This window comes from Quyinboa ferrireducens (genome assembly GCF_042436675.1).
Lineage (GTDB): Bacteria > Bacteroidota > Bacteroidia > Bacteroidales > UBA5342 > JBHJHP01.
Window position 1 is genome coordinate 109391 of record NZ_JBHMVA010000009.1, and the last position, 17470, is coordinate 126860.

18 protein-coding genes are annotated in these 17470 nt (G+C 36.1%); 14 read left to right on the top strand and 4 right to left on the bottom strand.

Going from position 1 to position 17470, the window contains the following annotated elements; translation table 11 throughout:
• Positions 1 to 312 precede the first annotated feature (312 nt).
• The 4 genes from ACE01N_RS13315 to ACE01N_RS13330 all read left to right on the top strand — a co-directional run bounded on the left by ACE01N_RS13315 (position 313) and on the right by ACE01N_RS13330 (position 5283).
• Positions 313 to 1581 (top strand): TlpA family protein disulfide reductase, encoded by a 1269-nt coding sequence (locus ACE01N_RS13315; protein WP_380589759.1) that lies wholly within the window; start codon positions 313 to 315, stop codon positions 1579 to 1581.
• A gap of 181 nt (positions 1582 to 1762) precedes the next feature.
• Positions 1763 to 2599: a LytTR family DNA-binding domain-containing protein gene (locus ACE01N_RS13320; RefSeq protein WP_380589762.1), complete on the top strand. Its 837-nt coding sequence runs from the start codon at positions 1763 to 1765 to the stop codon at positions 2597 to 2599.
• Positions 2600 to 2708: 109 nt separating this feature from the next.
• Positions 2709 to 3806 (top strand): linear amide C-N hydrolase, encoded by a 1098-nt coding sequence (locus ACE01N_RS13325; protein ID WP_380589765.1) that lies wholly within the window; start codon positions 2709 to 2711, stop codon positions 3804 to 3806.
• A gap of 184 nt (positions 3807 to 3990) precedes the next feature.
• Positions 3991 to 5283 carry a tetratricopeptide repeat protein gene (locus tag ACE01N_RS13330; protein ID WP_380589768.1) on the top strand — a complete coding sequence of 431 codons (1293 nt, stop codon included), beginning with the start codon at positions 3991 to 3993 and terminating at the stop codon, positions 5281 to 5283.
• 279 nt (positions 5284 to 5562) lie between these two features.
• Here the strand turns inward: ACE01N_RS13330 and ACE01N_RS13335 are convergent, their stop codons facing one another.
• Positions 5563 to 5934 carry a hypothetical protein gene (locus tag ACE01N_RS13335; RefSeq protein ID WP_380589771.1) on the bottom strand — a complete coding sequence of 124 codons (372 nt, stop codon included), beginning with the start codon at positions 5932 to 5934 and terminating at the stop codon, positions 5563 to 5565.
• A gap of 325 nt (positions 5935 to 6259) precedes the next feature.
• On the opposite strand from ACE01N_RS13335, the gene ACE01N_RS13340 reads away from it, so the two are divergent.
• From ACE01N_RS13340 to ACE01N_RS13375, 8 genes are all read left to right on the top strand, one after another.
• On the top strand, positions 6260 to 6448 hold the full coding sequence (locus ACE01N_RS13340) for a ferredoxin (protein WP_380589774.1): 189 nt from the start codon (positions 6260 to 6262) through the stop codon (positions 6446 to 6448).
• Positions 6449 to 6940: 492 nt separating this feature from the next.
• Positions 6941 to 8140, top strand: a complete 1200-nt coding sequence (locus ACE01N_RS13345) for a hypothetical protein (RefSeq protein ID WP_380589777.1) — start codon at positions 6941 to 6943, stop codon at positions 8138 to 8140.
• Positions 8141 to 8148: 8 nt separating this feature from the next.
• Positions 8149 to 8715 carry an FMN-binding protein gene (locus ACE01N_RS13350; RefSeq protein WP_380589780.1) on the top strand — a complete coding sequence of 189 codons (567 nt, stop codon included), beginning with the start codon at positions 8149 to 8151 and terminating at the stop codon, positions 8713 to 8715.
• Positions 8716 to 8997: 282 nt separating this feature from the next.
• A complete protein-coding gene (locus tag ACE01N_RS13355) occupies positions 8998 to 9219 on the top strand; it encodes a DUF5652 family protein (RefSeq protein ID WP_380589783.1) in 222 nt (73 codons plus the stop codon).
• A 117-nt stretch (positions 9220 to 9336) separates the two neighbouring features.
• Complete coding sequence (locus tag ACE01N_RS13360; RefSeq protein WP_380589786.1) at positions 9337 to 9777, top strand: GNAT family N-acetyltransferase; 441 nt, start codon at positions 9337 to 9339, stop codon at positions 9775 to 9777.
• 67 nt (positions 9778 to 9844) lie between these two features.
• A complete protein-coding gene (locus tag ACE01N_RS13365; protein WP_380589789.1) occupies positions 9845 to 10417 on the top strand; it encodes a GNAT family N-acetyltransferase in 573 nt (190 codons plus the stop codon).
• A gap of 71 nt (positions 10418 to 10488) precedes the next feature.
• Positions 10489 to 10785 carry a DUF1905 domain-containing protein gene (locus ACE01N_RS13370; protein WP_380589792.1) on the top strand — a complete coding sequence of 99 codons (297 nt, stop codon included), beginning with the start codon at positions 10489 to 10491 and terminating at the stop codon, positions 10783 to 10785.
• 98 nt (positions 10786 to 10883) lie between these two features.
• Positions 10884 to 11312, top strand: a complete 429-nt coding sequence (locus ACE01N_RS13375) for a DUF3788 family protein (RefSeq protein WP_380589795.1) — start codon at positions 10884 to 10886, stop codon at positions 11310 to 11312.
• Positions 11313 to 11401: 89 nt separating this feature from the next.
• Here the strand turns inward: ACE01N_RS13375 and ACE01N_RS13380 are convergent, their stop codons facing one another.
• Positions 11402 to 13468: a DUF6055 domain-containing protein gene (locus ACE01N_RS13380; RefSeq protein ID WP_380589798.1), complete on the bottom strand. Its 2067-nt coding sequence runs from the start codon at positions 13466 to 13468 to the stop codon at positions 11402 to 11404.
• 199 nt (positions 13469 to 13667) lie between these two features.
• Between ACE01N_RS13380 and ACE01N_RS13385 the strand changes: the two genes are divergently transcribed.
• Both ACE01N_RS13385 and ACE01N_RS13390 read left to right on the top strand, forming a co-directional pair.
• The gene (locus ACE01N_RS13385; RefSeq protein ID WP_380589801.1) at positions 13668 to 13859 is read left to right on the top strand and encodes a hypothetical protein; all 192 of its coding nucleotides are present in this window, start codon (positions 13668 to 13670) and stop codon (positions 13857 to 13859) included.
• Positions 13860 to 13903: 44 nt separating this feature from the next.
• A complete protein-coding gene (locus ACE01N_RS13390; RefSeq protein ID WP_380589804.1) occupies positions 13904 to 14653 on the top strand; it encodes an endo alpha-1,4 polygalactosaminidase in 750 nt (249 codons plus the stop codon).
• Between the two features lie 13 nt (positions 14654 to 14666).
• Here ACE01N_RS13390 and ACE01N_RS13395 read toward each other — a convergent pair whose 3' ends face one another.
• Both ACE01N_RS13395 and ACE01N_RS13400 read right to left on the bottom strand, forming a co-directional pair.
• Entirely contained in the window at positions 14667 to 15098 is a 432-nt protein-coding gene (locus ACE01N_RS13395; RefSeq protein ID WP_380589807.1) for a lysozyme inhibitor LprI family protein, read from the bottom strand.
• A 14-nt stretch (positions 15099 to 15112) separates the two neighbouring features.
• Positions 15113 to 17449, bottom strand: a complete 2337-nt coding sequence (locus tag ACE01N_RS13400; RefSeq protein WP_380589810.1) for a RyR domain-containing protein — start codon at positions 17447 to 17449, stop codon at positions 15113 to 15115.
• Positions 17450 to 17470: the final 21 nt, after the last annotated feature.

Consider the following 17470-nt stretch of genomic DNA (forward strand, 5'->3'; position numbering starts at 1 on the left):
CTGAAAATATCATGATTTACATAGCAATCACTAAAAATAAAGCTGAAACAAATACCGCATTATTACCTTGTTTGCGCGATAAAGCGGAATAAAGTTAAGTATATATACTAGTTGGCAAACATTATATAAATTCACCTAAATCATTATTTCTAACCAGTGAAGGATTAAAATATTGTAACAAATTAATTTGAAGTTCGTTATCGTTATAACACAAATGATATTTGTAAGGGATTCTTTAATATTTAATTCTAATTCTGAAGAGATTAGTTTTATTTCAAAAAACTATTTAAACCAATGATAAAAATGATTCCTATGAAAATTAATCAATTAATTTACGTTGCTATTTTTATTGTAATCGTTCATAGTTGTATTGAGAAACACGATCAAATTAATCATTTCTCAACTTACAGTGACACTCTGGTAATCGAATCAACTAAACAAAAAGGAATTGGTATATTTCATCAATATGCATATAATGTTACTTTTTTGGATACCAATGAATGGAAAAAGAATGAATGGTTTAAAGACTATCCTGATTATAAAATAAATTACCCTCCTAATATTAAAGATTTAAAGCTTGGTTTTCATTACATATGGTTTTATCCCTTTCGTTATTTTGATGAAAAATCAAATAAAATTTCTGTACAAAAAAACACAGCATTAGCCGATCGTCAGATATTGATGATAACCGGAAATGTTGATAATAAGGAAGTATTTATTGTTGATAATAACAATAATAAAGATTTAACTGATGATTCTATTAGGACAATGGGAGAATTTGACAGGTTCTTTAAAAATAATCTGATTGAATGTACTTATAGGATTGACTATGGTGATAAAAGAATTGAAGATTCAGGCTGGTTTCAAATAGGAATGATTAATAATCAAATAATTGCATCTGGGGCTCAACATTTACTTGCAGATATTTATATTGACAATGTCAACTATCAAATTGCTGTAAATGATTATAGCCCATCTTCTTTTTGTTTTTATAGCCCAGTTTTAAGTGTATTGGAAAGCAACAGTGTTAGGAAAGATACACTATTAAAGAATGATCAGTTTGAGCTAGGTGAGTATCTAATACTGGGAGATCATTTTTACAAATTTCATAAACTTTACAACGGTAGCGGAACAATTATATTAACAAAAAATAATAGGCCCGATACGTTGATTGGAACCCAGATTGGTATGATAGCCCCTGTTTTCAATGGTCAAACAATGGATGGAGACACGATTTCCTATCAGAATTATAAAGGCAGGTATTTGTTGCTGATTAACGTTTCTTCTTGCTGGTCTAAAGTGAGTAGTTATCAATGTTATAAAGATTTAACTGAAGCATATAAAGGAAAGTTCTATTTTCTAGGAATAGATAATTCACCAAATATGCTTCGTCAAAATATTAAGGATTTAAAGCTTACAGGGAAGTTTATAATTGCCGAAAATAATTCAATAATTCAAAAGGCTTACAGACCGGAGTTTTGTTCCAGAACGTGCTTTCTTATTAATCCGAAAGGTCGCATCGTTGACAGATTTGAGATATTTGATTGGAAATCTCATTTGTCGGACTATTTTGAAAATTAAAAAAATAACGTTTGCCAACACACGGTATAGTGCATGCGGTTCTTTTAACTTGCAAACCCCTATGCATTCTGGCGTCGTTTTCGGCTTGACAGTCTCCACTGCGTGGGACAGTCAACCGCACGACACCATACCGCGGGAACGTTACCAACAAGGCGAAAAAACATCGTACACAAAATAAACAATGAGTTTTTTATCAATAATAAATAGAGAATATTTTTTACCTAAAACCAGGAAAATCAGATTGATTCTATCTGCTGGATTTGGTTTTGTAATTTTTCTAATGTTAATGCTATTTTCACCTTTTGGTTTCCATAATATTAAGTCTTTTTCTGAAAAAATTATTATTGCTCTGGGGTATGGATTCATTGCGTTCCTAGTATGGTTTTTAGGATTAATTTCAATTAAGTTGTTAAAATCTAATAAAGGAAAACTATGGCAGATATTAATTGCTTTGTTAATCATACAGTTTTTCTCTGGTGTATTCAATATGATTTACAACAATATTGTCTTTAAAAATCCATCATATTTTGAATTCTTTCTACAGTTTCAATTTGTAGTTTGTATGATGGGTATCATTCCCAGTGCTTATTTAATTCTTTTTATAGAAACAAATTATTACCTCAAAATAGTAACAGGAAACTCTGAAAAGTTAAAGGATGTAAATAAGCTAATTACTTTTCATGACCAAAATCCAGAGAAAAGTTTAATGGTAAAATCAAATGATATAATTTATATTCAATCGCAGGATAATTACATAAAAGTAGAGTGGAAAAACAGCGAAGACAAAGTAATAACATCCATGATAAGAGCTACGCTTAACTCTGCAATTTCTGCCTTGTCTGGCTATGATAGCATAATTCAATGTCACAGAAGTTATCTTATTAACTTAAATCATGTTGAAAATGTAAAAGGAAATGCACTTTCAAAAAGATGTATTTTACTTTATTCTGAATCTACAATTCCAATAGCACGCCCGAAAATCCAACTCGTATTAGATAGATTAAATTCAAAAGATTGATAAACCGGTTTCAATTCACCACAAAATCTTTCAGGTCATCCCATAAAATTGCACTTATTTACAATCAAAAATATTTTTGAGACGGTTATTAATCTCTAAATATTTTAACATGATTTTAAATAAAAAGAACAATCGTAAGATTAGCGTGATTATAGTAATTGGATTATTAGTTGCAAACTCTCTGTTTGCATGCTCAACCTTTGTTTTAAGTGATTCGAATAGTTTAGTATTTGGAAGAAACTTCGATTTTGATCTTGGGTGGGGTTTCATTGTAATTAATAATAGAGGAATAAAAAAACATGCAATTGTCGAAGCTCCCTACAAACCTGCAAGTTGGGAATCCAAATATGGAAGCATAACTTTTAACCAGATTGGCGTTGACGCTCCAATGGGTGGTATGAATGAAAAGGGATTAGTGATTGCCCAAATGGGATTGTTCGAAACAAAATATCCCGATATTAAAGGTGAAAATGTTGTAAATGTTTTAGAGTGGATTCAGTACCAATTAGACAATTCATCAACTTTAGACGAAGTAATTCAAAATAGTGAAAAAGTAAATATCAATCCTGTAGAAATCATGCCTGTTCATTATTTAGTTTGTGATAGTCTGGGTAATAAAGGCGTTATAGAATTTCTAAATGGAAAATTTGTTGTTGTAAAAGGAAAAGATTTCTCAATACCTGTTTGCAGTAATATTCCCTATTATCAATCATTAATTACAACCAAAGAATATAAACCATTCGGAGGAGATAAGGAAATTCCCGAAAGGTGGGATAACATTCCGGATATAATCGCTATTGCCAATGCCATGATCTTGGATTATAGAAGTTCTTATAATCCGATTGATTATAGTTTCGAAATACTTAAAGCAATTGGTTCTGAAGACAAAACACAGTGGAGTATTGTTTTTGACATTAAGAATCGGGAAATCAATTATAAAACTCTCAACAATAAGGTTGTTAGGAAAATAAACTTAGATGATTACAATTTTACTTGTGAGAATGATATAAAGATACTTGATATTCAGGAAAACAAAAGTGAAATAATATTGCCAAAGAATTTTAAGTTATTAACCTACAATTTCTATTATGACTATAAAGCAAAACTTCTCGAAATCTTTAAAACTAACATAAATAATTTCCCTGAATTTCCAGAAAATATTCTCAAGAATGAAATAGATTATGCTATGAACAGAAAGTGCAATTAAGATATGTAATAAAAACGCCCAGTTGGTAACAATAAATATTGCTCATTTTGGCGGATAGTGCTAATTTTGAACATGGTTACATTTAATAAAAAATATAGCGGTTTGATACTATGGAGCTTTGAAATGCCAAACGCCCCATATTATCAACGTTAGCACCAATTAAACAACAACTAACTCACAAAAAATGAAACATATAACCTTATTAATTCTATTTGTCTTTACTATAAATTCAATTTTTGCGCAAGAAAATAATTTTAAAGATCAGGCAATTGAGCAATTTAAAAATGAAAATTATGCATCAGCAATTGAACTTATGGAAAAAGCATTAAATGAAAATCCCAATGATGCAGATGTATATTATTATCTAGGCTTTTTTAATCATTTTAATGCATACGATAGCAGACCGTTAAAAGGATACAATTCCGACTATTCAGACAAAATTCTTAATTATTTAGACAAAGCCTTAGAATTAAACCCGAATTATGGTGATGCAAAATATTTCTATTTTGTTGAATGCTTCGCTGTTGCATTTACGGAGTATCAACGAAATAATATAGACAAAGTAAAAGAACAGGTTGAAAAAGCTTATCAAAAAGGAGTAATTCCCGAATGGGCAATTGAACTAGGGAAAACAATACTTAATTCTTGTGATAAAGACGCAATATTATTTACACATGGAGATTATTCTTTAAATATATGTTTGTTCGTACAGTTACATTATGGTTATAGGAAAGATGTTTCTCTTATTCCGTTGTCATTACTCGATAGACCCTCTTTTGATTTAGTAATAAATGAAAATAAAAATTCAGATATTTTGCGAGGTGTTGATTTGGGGATAACAAAAGAACAGATACTTGACATGCATCCTTATAAATGGGATACAACTACTGTTAACCTGACAGTTCCTTCTACGCTAATTAATCAATATTCAATGCCTCCCAATTATACAATGGACTGGGTAATTGAACCCGATTTATATTCAGAACGGACTGTTGCAAGGATTAAAGGTGCTGATGTAAAAAAGCAAGCTTATCTTAGTTCAACGAGAGCAATGCTCTTAAATATCGTTGAAACAAACAAATGGACACGGCCAATTTATTTTACCAATACATTTGAATCATACTATTTGGCAGGACTAGATCAATACTTTCAAAATTGTGGATTAGTCTCAAAATTAACTCCTATAAATACAAAAGATACTCCATTTGAAATCAATGTATCTGCTTTGGAAACCTTAGTTTTTGTCACAGAGCTTCCAAAACTTAAGACAATTATTGACAACGACCAGCCAAGAGCTTCTGGTATCATCGGACTTTATCAATCTGCATATTTCATTTTAGCAAACCATTATAAAGAACAAAATGATCTCGAAAAAAATACTGAGGTAATAGAAAAATACAAACAAAACTTAATGATTGGATTTAAACCTGACAAAGAAAAAGGATTATTAGATTACCTTGAAAAAATGACAAAATAACTGGTGCTACCAGCCGGTCATAAAACATTGCATGGATTGTGCTAAATTTGAAAGACATAACATTTTATAAACGGCAGCAACGGCTTGATACGAAAGAGCTTCGAAATCGCTACGACAACATACAATTTACCGTTATAAGACAAAAGATTGGATACTGTTTTTTTAAAATCCTCCGGCTTCGTCTTCGACAAACCCACCTCCTTTGTCAGCAAAGGAGGAAGACCCACAGCTTCCCTGAAGATTCCGGCGATTCGTATCACAGCGCCACATTAAGGCCTGTTATGCGTGCATCCAATGGAGTGCTGCTTCGTGGGTTGAAAATGTTTTGGTATTGTATTTATTGGCAAATTCAAGGAGGGTAGAAAATACCACATCGTGAGGATCGTTCGATACGATGGCCACCTTTTTATTTCTTAGTTTAGAAACATGTGCGCGGTAAATCATAACCATTTTTTCGAAATGTTTCAGAGAGAAATCAAAATGACCGAATTCACAGTCAATAATAAACCCTTTAAAGTTACCAGGAATATTCATAGATTCAAGGGCATTCTGCCAGGTATCCAGAATATGGTTCAGATCAACTTTGCCTACTATTTTATTAATAAATACATTAGCCTGTTGATCGTAAATCAACGTTATGTTTTGGTTCATACCCGGTGGAATTATGCATTAGACGTTCAGTTAGTGTAAATATAGAATGAAATAGTAGTTTGTGCAAACTTTGTGCAACAGAATTAAACAAATAAATAACCGGCATATTTGACATATTTAAATATTATGGAAAAAAACAAAATAATGTCTGTCAAATAATTGAAAGGATTAGCTAAGTGGAATTGGAGTATTAAATAGTGTTAGGATACAGGTTTGTTTGAACACCTTAAATAAACTTCTGTTACATTTGTATGTTGCCGGACTTAAAATGAGATAGGATATAAACATTTTAAAACTAATTGTTTAACACTTAAAAATTTATATTATGTCAATTCAGAAAGTATGGATCGAAGAGGGATGTACAGCCTGTGCACTGTGCGAAGAAATTTGTCCCGATGTATTTGAAATGGAAGACGAAGCAGTAGTGAAAGATGGTGCTGATTTTGCCTCCAATGAAAACGATATTAAGGAAGCGGCTGAAAGCTGTCCGGTTGAAGTCATAAAATTTGAGTAGTAAAACCTCTTCACCTTGATATTGAATATTCATTAATAAGGCATGTTCAGGAAACATATGAAGTTGGTATATCGTTTATATAAAAGCAAATTTGCTTTTATATAAACGGTATTTTATTCCTCGCCTGTATTTCAACATCGGTACACAACGGCATTTAATTTCTTAATCTCCAGGGCAGATAACGCATCGTTTCTGTTTGGGGAATTCGTGTTTATTTTGACTTTCGATCTGCAAAATTGTGCTTGGGTTCCGGCACACTACCTGTGTAACGGTTTGAATTCCGGCGATAAGTTACCATTTTAATATCCCCCTCCGTCCTGATATTTCAAATAATACTACTGAACCATATTCCTGAGGTCCACCTACCTTTTCTGTAAATAGCCCTGAAACGTAATTCTGTTCCATAAAATCATAACATCTTATGATTGCTGTTTCCTACTGACTTGGTAGTTTTGCATCGGAAATCTATATTTAGAATAAATTAAAATAGCAATGAAAAGGACAGGGCTTTTGATGGCAGTGCTGGTGTGGACCGGCTTAACGTTTGCACAGGAAAACGGGACAAATCAGTATATTAATTCTGCAGAAAAACTCTTATCAACTGATGGCAGGCTAGTGATTGGCGGTTACGGTGAGGTTCATTATAATCAGCCGCTTGATGCAGATGTGAGGAATAACGGCAAGCTTGATGTACACCGTTTGGTTATGTTACTGGGTTATAATTTTAGCAGTAAAACACAGTTTGTTTCTGAACTGGAATTTGAACATGTGGAAGAAGTTTATGTGGAACAGGCTTTTTTACAACACCGGCTGAACAACTACATCAATCTGAGAGCGGGACTGATTCTTGTTCCCATGGGGATCACCAATGAATACCATGAACCGACAACCTTTAACGGTGTGGAACGCCCTGTAATTGACAATACCATAGCACCGACCACCTGGCGTGAAATAGGATTCGGTATCACCGGAAATATTCTGCCGGCTTCCTTAAAGTATCAGGCATACCTGATGAATGGCTTTAACGGGTATGACGGATCAGCGCATTTGAACGGTTCAAACGGTTTAAGAAAAGGGCGGCAGAAGGGAGCTGAGTCATTTATCAGCTCTCCGGATCTGGCTCTGAAACTTGAATACTACGGCATCAGGGGATTAAATGTGGGCGTCTCAGGTTACATAGGTTCAACCGAGAGTACGCTCTATAATGGTGTTGATAAAAGTGATGTAGCAGGACTTGCACGGGCAGACTCATCAATTGTTGGGATTACAATGTTTGGTATTGATGCACGGTATTCCTTAAGTGGATTTGAATTCCGGGGGCAGTTTTATTACACCGGTTTAAGCAATACGGCTCAGTACAACGCCTTTACTGCAGATTCAAACGGAAAACCTAATGATTTAGGACGTGCCATGACCGGCTGGTATGTCGAAGCAGGGTATAATGTATTCCGGTTTTGTAATACGGAAAATGAACTGGTTCCTTTTATTCGCTATGAATATCTGAACACACACCAACAGGTTGAATCATCCATCACGGCGAATCCTGCGTATGAGAAGAATATTATTACCACCGGATTGACACTGGGGCTGACAAAAGGAGCCGTGGTTAAGGCTGATATGCAGTTTGTGAAAAACGGAAGTGGTAATGCTTACAGTAAGGTTTTTAATGCCGGGGTTGGGGTAATGTTTTAAAATTGAGTATGCTTTTTAAAAGTATTATAATCGGAATTATAGCAATCGTTTCAGTTTTTGGAGTGCCTGCGCAAAATGCTGTTGATTTTCAACATAAAAGCCTGCAAAAGGCACTTCAAAAATATGAAATATCTTCTGTTAAACACCTTAGAGAAATTGCCTTATCTGACTCCTTAAACAAAACGCATGTGGTTAGTGGTAAGTTTTTCCGGATAGTGGATGATCCTGAGGCGACCATCCGTTTTGTGTATGTTGGACGCGTCTTAAGCTGCAGGGCAGGAGGATGTTCCATCAACGGCAATAAAAATCATGACGGTGATTCAGAATATTTTGACTATTTCATGTTTTTTGATCCGGACAAAACTGTCCGTCTTGTGAAAGTATTTAATTATCAGGCTACACACGGTCAGGAAGTCACCGCGCATGGCTGGCTGAAGCAGTTTGCCGGATTTGATGGTACAGATAACCTTGATGTAGGAAAAAATATCGATGCCATTTCCGGTGCTACAATTTCAGTGAATGCTCTAACATTTGATGTTCAGGAAAAGACAGGTATCTTACAGCGAATGAAATAGCAATTCTATTCCTACCAGATCATTTAAGAATACATCCACAAATCCAAGTTTTAGAAAAGGAGGTATCCGTCAGCACCTCTCCCGTAAATCAGGACTTTACAAGAAGGACTGTCCGGAGCACATTTGATGGCCATAACAAGGGTTTTTGTATGCTACACTTAAAATCTTGGATCTTGTGTCTTGATTCTTGTATCTATAAAAAGCCTTGAAATATTCCCATCAATTCCATATCTTTAATCCACCAAAATTGAAACAATTATCTCTATCGCAAAATTATTCACCATGGAAAATTTACAACAATTACATGATTCATTTCCCTGGCTTTTACCGGTTCTAATCGTTGTTATGCTGTGGGAAGCAGTATGGAAGGTAATCGCATTGTGGAAATCAGCCCGGAATAACCACCTGGCCTGGTTTATCTGTATTGCCGTTTTTAATACCGCAGGCATTTTACCCATAGTATATATCTTAATGCAAAGAGGAAAGGCAGAAATCCAACATTAAAGATCTTTTTTTTTAATAGGATCGTGTAGAAATATATTCCTTATTGAGGGCATGGATCTGTTGGCAGTAATTTAAACTAAACCACATGAGTATTTATAATAAAGGCTTTTTACAAATATGATTTTCAGAGAAGCTAATGTTAATGACATAAAACAAATTCAAATTGTAAGAAATTTGGTGACTGAAAATACGTTATCGAATCCAAATTTGATTACGGATGAGGACTGTATTGAATTTATAACTCAGAGAGGAAAAGGGTGGGTTTGTGAAATTGATAAGCAAGTTATCGGATTTTCAATTGTTGACTTAAAAAATAATAATATTTGGGCTTTGTTTTTAAAACCTGAATTTGAGAGTCAAGGTATTGGTAGGAGACTTCATGACCTAATGCTTAATTGGTATTTTGAACAAACCAGGACCAGCGTTTGGCTGGGTACCTCACCGAAAACAAGAGCGGAGATGTTTTATAGAAAGATTGGATGGACTGAAATTGGAACTCATGGGAAAGGAGAAATAAAATTTGAAATGACCTTTGAGAACTGGAAAGATAAAAGTTAAACAGAATCGGGTACATTGCGATTTCCTATTATGATGGAGTAAAACAAAAACAAACAGAATCCTTAAAATGGCAAAGATAAGAATACAGGATATAAGCGGCGGTAATATTGAGATATGCAGGGAACTCTGTAATGAATTAATGACTTATCAGGCTGATAAGTCTCATTTCAGAACGGATGTGTTGCAGGAAATGACATTTGACAACAGACTAAAGCCAAGTTTCGAAAGTGCTCAAATGAAGAAGGTATTGGTAGCTTTTGATGGTGATACTCCGGTTGGCTATGTATATGCAGAGGTATCAGATGTGACAGAAGATTTGAAGTATTATGTTCCTGACTGGGCCAGCTCTATTTATGAAAAAGGACAACTTATATTTTATCCTGACGAACAGAAACTGCCTTCCAGGCTGGGAACGTTTAATAATATCTATATTAAACCACAATATCAAGGATTAAAGCTTGGTTATCAACTAAGCAATGAGGTGATAGAGTGGATGAAAAGCATGGAGGGAATAACAGGTATATATGTTTATGTATCCAACGGGAATGAGGAGGTCGTGGATTTTTATAAGCGGTTCGGATTTGAATTCAGTCATGAAGTATTTGGTGGATTTATAACAGCCTATTATAAAAAAGTATAACTACCACACCATAACAAATCTCATATCGGCTACAATTTAAAGTATTGAAATATCAAAGATGATTGGAAACAATGAAGGGAATAAAATATACATTTTCAGCTGAACCATGGCAATACGGTACTTCCGGTGGTTGGTATTTTGTTACATTACCGATAGCATTATCAGAAGAAATCAGAACAATATTTAAATCAGAAGAGGAAGGCTGGGGCAGACTAAAAGCAACAGCAAGAGTAGGGAAAAGCGAGTGGAAAAGCGCCATATGGTTTGACACCAAAACAAATGCATATTCCTTACCGTTAAAAGCAGAAATAAGGGCCGCAGAGAACCTTTCGGCAGGTAAACGTGTGGATGTCATTATCTGGATTTAACCAAAGTGCCGGGTAACGTCTGATGCGGAATTTCTATAGATTCATTATCGTTTATTTTTATTAAATTTGATGCTTACAAAACCTCTAAAACTCTCAAAATGACTCCAGAAAAACCTCAACTCCGCGATCCACAGATTGAACCAACCGATGATGTATTAAAACAAGTGTTAGGCGAAAGTGTATATCCCGTTTTTTCAGAATTAAGACAAATTGCAATCAACGACTATGGACTGGAATTCATGTGGCAGTATTACAAGGATGGTGGTGCCTGGTTGTGTAAGGTGGTGCATAAAAAGAAGACCATATTCTGGTTATCGGTTTGGGATAAATATTTTAGGGTGGCCTTTTATTTTACAGAAAAGACCAGACCTGGTGTTACTGAACTCAGCATTAATGATGATCTGAAAAAAAGCCTGTATTCCACAAAGACATTTGGAAAACTAATTCCATTGGAATTTCAAATTACCGAATCGCAGCAGTTGGCAGATCTCCTGGAGGTAACGGGATACAAGAAGGGGTTGAAATAAATCACTAATATTTTTTTTGAGATGGAACGTTTAATAAACTAAATATAATCGTGTCTCTGCTATTTTATTATAAACTGCAGTTTATCAGATCATAATTTCACCACCTTTTCCGTCATTCCGTTAACATATACCAGGTAAACGCCGGATGCTAAATCGGCTGAATTTATTCTACTGGTATTTGATGCTGATTTTATAACCTGCCCATTCATATTATAGATGATGACCTTCTCATACGATTTATTCAGAACGATATAATCGCTGACATGATTATTCAAAACGGGAGAATCCGGTTGATTTGCCTGTTTTTCATCTATCCCGGCAGTAATATCCGATGTTACCAGAATGTTGAATACAAAGGTCACCGTAACCGGTGAGCCTCCAGCCGGTGTGTAAACCAGTCCCTGTTTAATAGTAAATTCATCGCCTTCCTTACACAGATTTGGGTATTGCCCGATGTTGAAAGTCAGCGTTCCTGAGTTTAGTTCCGAGAAAATATAGCTGCTGTTTCCCCAACTGGTTACATTTCCGCTTTTGCCGAACCAGTGACCGGGGGCATTGGCCGTGGAGGTGTAATTTTTGCTTCCATCCGGGTTAATGGCACAGTATTTAATGGTTGAACCGAATGCAGCTTTAACGTCCGAAAGGTTCAGACAGAAAGCCTTACAGATGGTTTCCATGTTTGGCTGAACCGGTGTACTTGGATACGGATTGGCACTGCCAACAAAGGGTATCATTCTTACATGTTGTGTAATGGTGGCATCATGTGGCACATCTTCCTCTGTAAAATTGAAGGTGCCATACAAATTGGTATTTGCAAATTTTACCTGGTATGGCCATTGCTCATCGTTTGAATCATCATCGTCCCAGGGATGACGCCAGTGTTGGGACGGTGCACCGGTCACAACCATCCATAGCTTTGTGCAGTTTTCCGGACAGAGAACGGTTAAAGTGTCTTTGGGATTATCAAGCGATCCTAAATAACTCGGCGATTTCATTGGACTATAGAACCTGCTTCCATCTGCATTCAGGCCAACCAGTCCGTAACGCCATCCTGCATAAGCCTTGTTTTTTACATTCCGGTAACCATCTGAACCTGCTTTGCCTTCAAAGAAAACCGTAACCGGTTCGCCGGCATCGGGTACATTCAGTCGGAAAGTATTGTAGCCGTAGTTTTCCAAACATTCGTTCGGATCGATAATGAGATAGCCATCATCCGAAGGACTCACTGTGTTGGACGAACGTGATGTGATATAGTTCTTACCTCTGTCCCGCAGTACCGGAATATCCCAGGTGACAAACCGTGCTGCACGATCGTACATCTCATCGTTAAATTCTGACTGCGATGTATTAGTCAGTCGCTTATAGGCTTCAACCGGATCTTCGGGGTATTGTGATTCCCTCCATAAGTATCCAATAAAATCAAATCCATGAAGATAGGTCCAGTAATCCTGGATGAAATAGTTGGCATAGCGCGGTGACTCATGCAGAATATTTCTGTAGGTATTATTCAGGTATTCACTGAAGCGGTAGTCACTGAACTGTTGATCCGGAAATACTTTGAATGCCTGCCATTGTGCACATTGCTCCCACCAGCAGTTTCCACCGGATCCGTTTGATCCGAACCCATATCTCCATCCGCCGGGGAATCCGTCACAATGTACCTGGTATTGAAAACAATGACCAACTTCGTGCGCCACAGTTACGCCCAAAGCCTGGGCAGCCCAGGCACTCAGATTAAGCAGTCCGATCATATCATCTACACCTGATCCACTGGCAATCCAGTCGGTGGTATAAAACAGCAGAATGATCATTTTATACTGATCTGTTTTAGACTGTCCTTCAATAATAAATTTCATGGAATCACGATACATGGCAAAACCGTCTTCGGCAATGGCCAGAACAGCATCGGTATTAACTCTGTAATCTGTGTTGGCTAATGTTTTCGGGTTCGATCCATAACCGGCTTCCCAGAAAATAATAAAATTCTCTGATTCCACACTTCGTTGGTAGCACCATTGGCTGGACTCGTTGTTAAGATCCATATTGCCAAAGGAAGACGGTTTGTAAATTGCTTTCTCCTGAGTCTCGGCGTTTAAGGGAATTATACCCAAAACCAATAAAAACAGTATTAAAATCTTTATGCCTGTGTATCGCATTTCTACATTTGTTTGCAGCAAACTTAAATTAAATCCTCTTGTGGTACAAGAACAGCAAACATAAGTGCAAAAGATTTGCGAATTTGTGCTATTTATAAGGGCAGTGCTTAAGAATAATTCTTATGGAAAGATAAACTATGTCGCTGTACGCATGTTTATTATGTAATTATTTATGTGAGATCCTAATAATAACCATAAAATGATGAAGGCCGGGTCTAAGATTCTGATAATTTATTTGTTTGTGATAGGGCTGAGTTCCTGTGAAAAAAACAATCTTCCTGATAATGTTGATTTTCGTCAGGAGATGCGGAATTTTGTGATGAGTATTTCCGATTATGCCCGGAGTAAAGTGCCGGGTTTTATTGTCATACCGCAGAATGGCAGGAACTGATCACAAATAATGGTGAGGTTAATGGTGTTTTGGAAACCACCTATTTGAACGCTATTAATGCCGTTGGTCGCGAAGACTTATTTTATGGGTATAATAAAGATAACGAAGCTACTCCAACATCTGAAATGCAATATATGCTGGATTATTGTCTGTTATATGATCAGAATGGTGTGGAGGTTTTAGTGACAGATTATTGTTCAACGCATATTAAAATGGATGATTCATATGCCAGGAGCAATACTAATGGATTTATCTCTTTTGCCGCAGTTAACAGGGAATTAAACGATATTCCGGATTATCCCAATGAACCGTACAATGTAAACAGTAACGATGTTGGGTCAGTGGCTGATGCTAGAAACTTTTTATACCTGATTAACAGCGGGAAATTTGCCACCAAACAGGATTTTATCGAGGCTGTATCTGCTACAAATTACGATCTCATTATCATGGATTTGTTTCATGAGGATGTGCCTTTTACTGCGCAGGAAACCGCAGAACTGAAATTAAAAAAGAATGGAGGGACGCGTCTCGTAATATGCTACATGAGCATTGGGGAAGCCGAAGATTACAGGTACTACTGGAATAATATGTGGCTTAAAAGTCCACCGGAATGGCTCTACAAAGAAAACCCGGACTGGGAAGGTAACTACAAGGTTTGGTACTGGGATCCGGAATGGCAGAAAATTATTTTTGGAAGCAATGATGCCTACCTGGATAAGGTTATCGCTGCCGGATTTGATGGTGTTTACCTGGATATTATAGATGCCTTTGAGTACTTTGAAGAAATCAGGTAAAATTTATATTAACCTACTCTTCTTCTTTTATTTTTGTTACGGACCCTGTACAGCCTTCAGTTTCAGGAAGACCGTCAATCCATACCCTTAGCTGCCGAATCCTGTCCTCCGTCAATGATTTTTTGATAGCCGCATAGCACATTGGAAACATACTTCCATAATAATGACTTCGTTCATCCATTGGAAATCTGGCTTCCATTTCGGCATCCCTGAATTTTATCCAAAGGCGTTGCGATTTTTTCAGGTTCTCCAGAAATGTTCTATCATTTGCATATTCGATAAATATTTGCTGATATATAACATTTAGAACGCTATCAGCTTCCGCAAAACTATCAAAAGCTTCCTGGTTCATTTCTGCTTGTGTTTGTGATTTTGTAGATTGTGCAAAAGCCAGAAGAAACAACATAATCATTATGCTTGTTAAGGTATTCCGAAATAAGTGCATGGGATTAAATAGTTTTAAGGTTTATGTTTAGAAACACGGTTCGAATGATTTACTTTGACATATGTTTTTGAAAAAATATCTGCATCTACGATCCATTGCTCAGATGTATTCCCTGGTGCTAATGGTTGCAGCAACATATCACCTATTTTACCGTAAAGAATATTGTTTGCCGAAATTCTTATTGCTCTTTTGGTGGTGAGCCGTTTAGCCGAGACGATGTGTTTGTCCTGAATTGGCTTATATGTGCTAAAACCTTCGTTATCAGCAGAGGCTGGAATTAACAGGTACTTTTCAGTTATATTATTTTCCGTCATAATCCATTGTTCGCCTTCAGAGCCAATACATAAATATTCTCCTTTTTTGCCTGTTAATTCGCTGTTCTCAAGGCTGTTGATGGTAACAGTATTATCAAGCTTCTTAGCTCGGATATTCGCTGTTTTAACATAAGTCTCAGGGGCCTCGGTATACCGCTTGAAATTATCATATTCACTTTTGAGATTAATCATCGTTTTTACAACTTGCGCATGCAACATTTTATCTTTTTCAATTTCATCCTGATTTAAGGTTTTATACGGAACCAGAAGTGGATGTACTTTTAAACGGTCATTTCGTTTGTCTCCGTAAGTCCATCCAGACATTACGCGTTCAGCCATCCATCGACGGTGTTCTGTCTCTGATGAAATTAGTTCATTAGCCTGTCCTTTGCCAATATTTTTTTCAGAAAGATGAAGACTTCTTAATTTTATAGGGTAACTATCAACAAGGTATCTGTTAGCCCATTTATAAGTTTCAGATAAATCATCCCAAAGTTGGTGTTGATGATGTGTAAATGAGTCGGGTTTATTTACCAACGCATTATAAGTTTCGTTTGCTTTGGAGGCCATAATGTCTGTCATATCATCAAAAATGAAGTTTTTATCCTGCATGCCAAAATACCATACATTGGGATGACAGTTCTTATGAAGATTGTGGTTGTCGTTTTGTCTGATAAGTAAAGGAATCCGTTGCGTAAAAATTTCCAGTGGCAGACTTAATCCAACAGAAAGGGCAAAGTCAGGATCCGAGAAACAAACTGCAATATAAGTCATTGCCTGTGGGTTATTAATGCTGTGATGGAACAAATTGTGTGTGTCTTCTGAGTAAACATCATAATCATAAAACTTTATCTCCAGGTCATCAAGACGGTCCTTTCCTCTGAATTCTGCATTAAAAGTCTGTTCTATCTCACTAGCTTTTTTGTCTATCACAGAAATAACTGTTTTTTCTTTATTCGGGAAATGACATATTCTGGCCGCCTGCGTTATTAATGCCAAACTCATTTTATTATATCCCAGGATATAAAGATCAACGAATAAGTTGCTGTTTTTGGTTATAGGTTCCTGGTCCAGAGGTGGGTAGATCGGTTCATCATTAAAGAACGTGGCAAAGTTGACAAAAATATGTTTCGACCATTGTTCATAGAAACTGATTGGATAAAAGCTCACACAATCATTATAATCCGGATCCACGTTAAAATCCTTAGCTATCCTAAAGGTTTGAGATTCATTGAAGTATACATAAAAAGGAATCTTTCTTGTATCATTTTTTTTGGAACGGATCATTCTTGCTGCTTTATCAAAGCAATCTATGTTTTTTGCATCTGATCCGGTTTCGTTTGTTTCATTCGTAACGATGGCAAGTTTAGCATGTTCAAGACCTAATTTACTTAACTCTTCCTGAGAACTTCTGTCACCACGATATATATATATGTTTTTGAGGATTTTATGATTGATACTTGCCCTGAGTGCAGCTCTTATCGTCGTTGCATCCTGATCTGAGTGAATCACGATTACCTCGTTGGTATGATATCCTTTCCAGTTGTAAATCTGCTGAATTAAGTCAGCCGTCATAGAATTATAACCGAACAGAATATAATGGTTTTTAAACTTGTACCGGACAAGACCATTCTCAAGTTTTTTAATCCGTTCAAAATACGCATTGGTAATGATTGCAATCATTATTCCGCCACAAAGTATCCACCCCAAAATAGTAACTATAAGTGTAAATAGTTTGTCTTCGCTGTCATTCAGATAGCCAGGATCGATTAACCTGCTAACAATAAACCATACTCTGTCCTTTACAGGTGGAGGTGTATGGGCATTGGATTTGATCGGATCAACCTGTTGCGAGACTAATGAATCTGAAGGAACCGGTGTTATCAGCTTTTCAATATGTGTAACGACTTCGCTGCCCAGAGAAAGCCTGCTACTGAAAAGTAAAAAAACAGAAGCCAGTATTACGATCAAGCCAATCAATGCTGCCAGTTGAACCCAAAACGATTTTAATATGAGTTTATCGAATAATTTTTTCATGATGTTATGATGAGAAGAAAA

What these genes read in the sequence shown, in the direction of transcription:
- ACE01N_RS13345 (WP_380589777.1), top strand. Translation starts at nt 6,941, where the DNA reads ATGAAAAGGACAGGGCTTTTGATGGCAGTGCTGGTGTGGACCGGCTTA.
- ACE01N_RS13355 (WP_380589783.1), top strand. Translation starts at nt 8,998, where the DNA reads ATGGAAAATTTACAACAATTACATGATTCATTTCCCTGGCTTTTACCG.
- ACE01N_RS13380 (WP_380589798.1), bottom strand. Translation starts at nt 13,468, where the DNA reads ATGCGATACACAGGCATAAAGATTTTAATACTGTTTTTATTGGTTTTG.
- ACE01N_RS13375 (WP_380589795.1), top strand. Translation starts at nt 10,884, where the DNA reads ATGACTCCAGAAAAACCTCAACTCCGCGATCCACAGATTGAACCAACC.
- ACE01N_RS13330 (WP_380589768.1), top strand. Translation starts at nt 3,991, where the DNA reads ATGAAACATATAACCTTATTAATTCTATTTGTCTTTACTATAAATTCA.
- ACE01N_RS13320 (WP_380589762.1), top strand. Translation starts at nt 1,763, where the DNA reads ATGAGTTTTTTATCAATAATAAATAGAGAATATTTTTTACCTAAAACC.
- ACE01N_RS13315 (WP_380589759.1), top strand. Translation starts at nt 313, where the DNA reads ATGAAAATTAATCAATTAATTTACGTTGCTATTTTTATTGTAATCGTT.
- ACE01N_RS13365 (WP_380589789.1), top strand. Translation starts at nt 9,845, where the DNA reads ATGGCAAAGATAAGAATACAGGATATAAGCGGCGGTAATATTGAGATA.
- ACE01N_RS13350 (WP_380589780.1), top strand. Translation starts at nt 8,149, where the DNA reads ATGCTTTTTAAAAGTATTATAATCGGAATTATAGCAATCGTTTCAGTT.
- ACE01N_RS13325 (WP_380589765.1), top strand. Translation starts at nt 2,709, where the DNA reads ATGATTTTAAATAAAAAGAACAATCGTAAGATTAGCGTGATTATAGTA.
- ACE01N_RS13370 (WP_380589792.1), top strand. Translation starts at nt 10,489, where the DNA reads ATGAAGGGAATAAAATATACATTTTCAGCTGAACCATGGCAATACGGT.
- ACE01N_RS13400 (WP_380589810.1), bottom strand. Translation starts at nt 17,449, where the DNA reads ATGAAAAAATTATTCGATAAACTCATATTAAAATCGTTTTGGGTTCAA.
- ACE01N_RS13385 (WP_380589801.1), top strand. Translation starts at nt 13,668, where the DNA reads ATGATGAAGGCCGGGTCTAAGATTCTGATAATTTATTTGTTTGTGATA.
- ACE01N_RS13395 (WP_380589807.1), bottom strand. Translation starts at nt 15,098, where the DNA reads ATGCACTTATTTCGGAATACCTTAACAAGCATAATGATTATGTTGTTT.
- ACE01N_RS13340 (WP_380589774.1), top strand. Translation starts at nt 6,260, where the DNA reads ATGTCAATTCAGAAAGTATGGATCGAAGAGGGATGTACAGCCTGTGCA.
- ACE01N_RS13335 (WP_380589771.1), bottom strand. Translation starts at nt 5,934, where the DNA reads ATGAACCAAAACATAACGTTGATTTACGATCAACAGGCTAATGTATTT.
- ACE01N_RS13360 (WP_380589786.1), top strand. Translation starts at nt 9,337, where the DNA reads ATGATTTTCAGAGAAGCTAATGTTAATGACATAAAACAAATTCAAATT.